Consider the following 3,448-nt stretch of genomic DNA (forward strand, 5'->3'; position numbering starts at 1 on the left):
GCGTGGCGCGTGCCAGTGGCCGGGCCCACGGGGGCCTCGAAGATTTTGGTCATGGAGATAGGGTGCGGGGGCGTCAGTGCGGCAGTGTAGGGACGGCGGCCAGGCCGCCACCCCGGTCATTCGTTATCAAAAAATACATGCGTTACCAAACGATGCAGCCCCCTTGGGCCGATGAGCGGCGGGCCTGGGCAACCGTGCCGTTTTGCAACAGGGCCTGCCGCCGAGCGTGGCGCACGTTTGCCGCGTTGGCGGCCAGCGCTTGGCATTGCGCGCTTGTCTGGCACACCGTAGGCGGGCACTGACGCATGCTGCGTGGCATGGCCTACGCGTGCCGGCCGCGTTCGTTTCTACAGTCGTTCCTATCGCTTCCCGCACAGGTTCCACACATTCCGGGTGGATGGCGAAGGCGAGATTTATCGAGGAAACAACCATGAACGAGGACACCCTCAAAGGCAACTGGAAGCAGTTCAAGGGAAAGATGGTCGAGCAATGGGGAAAACTCACCGATGACGATTTCGATGTGATCGCCGGTCGGCGCGATCAATTCGTGGGCAAGCTCCAGGAACGCCTCGGCATCGCCCGCGACGAGGCCGAACGGCAGCTCAAGGAATGGCAGTCGCGCAACCCGGACTTCCGCTTCAACGATTGAGGCGCAGTGCCTGGCCATCGCTGGCCGCACCCCCTTCCACCACGCGGTGCCACGCACCCGCGTTTTGTTGAATTTCGATAGAGGAGAAAACCATGAAGATCGCACGTACCCTGATCGCCACCGTGAGTGCCACCCTGCTGGCCACGAGTGCCATGGCCATGACGCAGGCGGAACACAAGGCGGCCAAAGACAGCATCTCGGCCGAGTACAAGGCCAGCAAGGACAAGTGCAATGCCCTGCAGGGCAATGCCAAGGACATCTGTGTCAAGGAAGCCAAGGGCAAGGAAGACGTCGCCAGGGCCGAACTCGAGGCCCAGTACAAACCCAGCGCCAAGGCCGACTACAAGGTCCGCATGGCACGTGCCGACGCCGACTATGCCGTGGCCAAGGAAAAATGCGACGACCTCAACGGCAATGCCAAGGATGTCTGTGTGAAGGATGCCAAGGCAGCCCACGTGGCGGCCAAGGAAAACGCCAAGGTGGCCGAGGCCCAGGCCAAGCCCGCCGGCACAGCGGCCGAGAAGGGTGCCGCCGTGTCCGAAGCGCGCAAGGATGCAGCGGCCGAGAAGAACGAGGCCAACTACAAGGCCGCCAAGGAGCGCTGCGACACCCTGCAGGGCGATGTGAAGTCCAAGTGCGTGGACGACGCCAAGCGCATGTACGGCCAGCACTGACGCCGTTGGCGTGCGCCAGCGCCCCGGCGCTGCCCGACCTGAAGCCCCGCTTGCGCGGGGCTTTTCTCGTGACGGACTGCGCATGCGAGGCGTTGACTTGCGTCAACACTGGGGGGCTTTCGCCGCCCTAAGCTCTCGCCCTTTTGTGACGCAAGGAATCAAGAATGGCTGCACTGGAATGGTCACAGGCCCTGGCGCTGGACCTGCCGCTCATGGACGACACGCACCGCGAGTTCGTCGATCTGCTGGCGGCCGTCGAGGCGGCCGACGATGCCGCGCTGGTGCCTGCCTGGCAGGCGCTGGTGGAGCACACCGAACAGCATTTCGGCCAGGAGGATGCGTGGATGGCATCCACCGGCTTCGCTTCGGGCAACTGCCATGCGATGCAGCACAAGGTGGTGCTGCAGGTCATGCGCGAAGGCGCCACGCGGGCGGTGGAAAAAGGGGAATTGCACGTGGTGCGCGGAATGGCGGCCGAGCTGGCCATCTGGTTTCCCCAGCACGCGCAGAGCATGGACGCTGCCTTGGCACTGCATCTGCGCCGCGTGGGGTTTGACGCGGCGACGGGGGTGGTCCATGCCCCCGAGGCATTGCCGGGTGCGCCGGTTCATGGTTGCGGTGGCTCCAGCTGCTCGGACGAAGGAACCGCCCAGGCCGTGGCCTGAGTTGCCCCTGGGCCAGGGGCCGCAGGGGGATGGCGGGTGAGCGCCGATGCGCGGGCTTTTGTTGTGTGGCAAGCTGGGCGCTCCACGACTTCTGGCGGAAAGCCAGCCCCCGCATATGGACACAACGGCTGCCTGCGCAGGCGATGAGGATGCCCGGCTCAAGGCGCTGCGGCACTACGGCATTCTTGACACGTCCCTCGATCCCGCCTTTGACGAACTGGCCGAGCTGGCGCGCTACATCTGCGAAGCCCCCATCGCGCTCGTCAGCTTCGTGGACCGCGAACGCCAGTGGTTCAAGGCCGAGAGGGGCATGGGGCGGCGCGAGACCCCGATCGACCAGTCGGTTTGCCGCTTCGCCATCCAGTCGCGTGGCGTGTTCGTGGTGCCCGACCTGCGACAGGATGCCCGTTTTGCCAGCAACCCGCTGGTCACCCAGCCCCATGGCGTGCGCTTTTATGCCGGAGCGCCGCTGCGCACGCCCGATGGCTTTGCCCTGGGCACCGTGTGCGTGCTCGACTACCAGCCGCGCACCTTGGGGCAGCCGCAGCAGGACATGCTGAATGTGCTGGCGCACCAGGTGATGCGCCTGCTGGAACTCAAGCTCGCCAACGACCGCCAGGCCCGGATGGTGCTGGAGCTGGACGAGGCACGCGAGCGCATGGCGGTGCTGGCGCATACCGATGTGCTCACCGGGCTTGCCAACCGCCGCTCGTTCACGGAGCGCCTGCGCCAGCAGTTGGCTCTGCTGCAACGGGGCGGTGCGCCGGCATGCCTCTTGATGATGGACATCGACCGGTTCAAGCAGGTCAACGATGTCCACGGCCACCATGTCGGTGACGATGCCCTGCGGCATTTCGCCGCCACCTGCCGCGAGGTGTTTCGCGCATCCGATGTGGTCAGCCGCTGGGGCGGCGAGGAGTTCCTGGCGCTGCTGCCCGCGACCACGCTGGCGGAAGGCCAGGTGGTGGCGCAGCGCCTGCATGCTGCGCTGGCCGCTGCTGCCGTGCCGGATGTCGCGCCGCCGCTGTACCTGTCCGCCAGCATGGGGCTTTGCAGCTTCGATCCCGCGCGTCCGCTTGACCTGACCTTGCGCGGCCTGGATGCGGCGCTCTACGCCGCCAAGACCCAGGGGCGCAATCGCACCGTGCTGGTCTGACGCCCCACGTGCAGCCTGCGGGCTGCAGCCGGGCAAGAGCCGTCTGCCGAAGCGCGCCCGTTGTATGCTCGATTGCTATATTTATAAGAGCTAACTTTGTCCGTCCATCAAGCGCAATGGTTTGTTTTTGCCAGAATTTTGTGTCAGCGCACGCAATGGCGGGGCAGCAGCAGGCCCGCCATGTGCCACGACAGCTCCATCAGCGCCCGCCGTGCGGCCGCCGGGTGCGCCTGCCGGTAGGCGGCATGCAGCACCTCCTGCTTGGTCTCGTGCAACGCTGCTCGGTCGCGGTCGGCCAGTGCGG

At 65.7% G+C, this 3,448-nt stretch carries 4 protein-coding genes; all 4 read left to right on the top strand.

Features of this window, described 5'->3' with window-relative positions; all coding sequences use genetic code 11:
• The first annotated feature begins 430 nt into the window (after positions 1-430).
• Complete coding sequence (locus tag ACDELDRAFT_RS20380) at positions 431-649, top strand: CsbD family protein (protein ID WP_005799967.1); 219 nt, start codon at positions 431-433, stop codon at positions 647-649.
• A gap of 92 nt (positions 650-741) precedes the next feature.
• Complete coding sequence (locus ACDELDRAFT_RS20385; RefSeq protein WP_005799968.1) at positions 742-1,323, top strand: hypothetical protein; 582 nt, start codon at positions 742-744, stop codon at positions 1,321-1,323.
• Between the two features lie 164 nt (positions 1,324-1,487).
• Positions 1,488-1,988 carry a hemerythrin domain-containing protein gene (locus ACDELDRAFT_RS20390; protein ID WP_005799969.1) on the top strand — a complete coding sequence of 167 codons (501 nt, stop codon included), beginning with the start codon at positions 1,488-1,490 and terminating at the stop codon, positions 1,986-1,988.
• Positions 1,989-2,103: 115 nt separating this feature from the next.
• Positions 2,104-3,144 (top strand): GGDEF domain-containing protein, encoded by a 1,041-nt coding sequence (locus ACDELDRAFT_RS20395; protein WP_040330124.1) that lies wholly within the window; start codon positions 2,104-2,106, stop codon positions 3,142-3,144.
• The last annotated feature ends 304 nt before the right edge of the window (positions 3,145-3,448 follow it).

The organism is Acidovorax delafieldii 2AN (assembly GCF_000175235.1).
GTDB classification, from domain to species: domain Bacteria; phylum Pseudomonadota; class Gammaproteobacteria; order Burkholderiales; family Burkholderiaceae_C; genus Acidovorax; species Acidovorax delafieldii_B.

Bases quoted from the DNA above. Each gene is read 5' to 3' on its own strand.
- ACDELDRAFT_RS20380 (WP_005799967.1), top strand. From the start codon at position 431: ATGAACGAGGACACCCTCAAAGGCAACTGGAAGCAGTTCAAGGGAAAG.
- ACDELDRAFT_RS20385 (WP_005799968.1), top strand. From the start codon at position 742: ATGAAGATCGCACGTACCCTGATCGCCACCGTGAGTGCCACCCTGCTG.
- ACDELDRAFT_RS20390 (WP_005799969.1), top strand. From the start codon at position 1,488: ATGGCTGCACTGGAATGGTCACAGGCCCTGGCGCTGGACCTGCCGCTC.
- ACDELDRAFT_RS20395 (WP_040330124.1), top strand. From the start codon at position 2,104: ATGGACACAACGGCTGCCTGCGCAGGCGATGAGGATGCCCGGCTCAAG.